This is a genomic window from Streptomyces murinus, assembly GCF_002154555.1.
GTDB classification, from domain to species: domain Bacteria; phylum Actinomycetota; class Actinomycetes; order Streptomycetales; family Streptomycetaceae; genus Streptomyces; species Streptomyces murinus.
In genome coordinates this window covers 539-1,208 of the sequence record NZ_MUNF01001002.1, presented here as the reverse complement: position 1 = coordinate 1,208, position 670 = coordinate 539, and the positions used below count along the sequence as shown (strand labels likewise).

The following is a 670-nucleotide window of genomic DNA, read 5'->3' as shown; positions in this document are numbered from 1 at the left end:
CGCCGAGCATCTGGACGTCCTGATCGTCGGCGCCGGGATATCCGGCATCGGCGCCGGCCACTATCTGACGACCGGGCTGCCCGACAAGAGCTTCGCGATCCTGGAGGCGCGCGCCGACCTCGGCGGCACCTGGGACCTGTTCCGCTACCCCGGCATCCGGTCGGACTCCGATCTGCACACCTTCGGCTACGCGTTCAAGCCGTGGCGGGACCCGGAGTCGATCGCCGACGCGCCGCGGATCCTCGCCTATCTGCGGGAGACCGTGCGCGAGAACCGCCTGGAGTCCCGCATCCGCTACCACCACAAGGTGCTCGGCGCCTCCTGGTCGAGCGAACAGGCGCGCTGGACGGTCGAGATCGAGCGCACGGACACCGGCGAGCGGACGACGCTGACCTGCGGCTGGTTCTTCTGCGCGATGGGCTACTACCGTTACGACGCCGGGTTCACCCCGCACTTCGAGGGGCGGGAACGTTTCACCGGGGCGATCGTGCACCCCCAGCAGTGGCCCGAGGACCTCGATCACACGGGCAAGCGCGTCGTGGTGATCGGCAGCGGCGCCACGGCGGTCACCCTCGTACCGGCGATGGCCCGCACCGCCGCCCGGGTGACGATGGTCCAGCGCACCCCGTCGTACATCATGCCGGTGCCCCGCAAGGACCCCGTCGCCAAC

Annotated in this window: 1 pseudogene (only partly in view); it reads left to right on the top strand. The window is 70.3% G+C overall.

What is annotated here, in order from left to right:
- Positions 1–670: pseudogene (locus CCN72_RS37245) on the top strand (flavin-containing monooxygenase); its annotated part runs 538 nt beyond the window's last position; the annotation flags it as partial.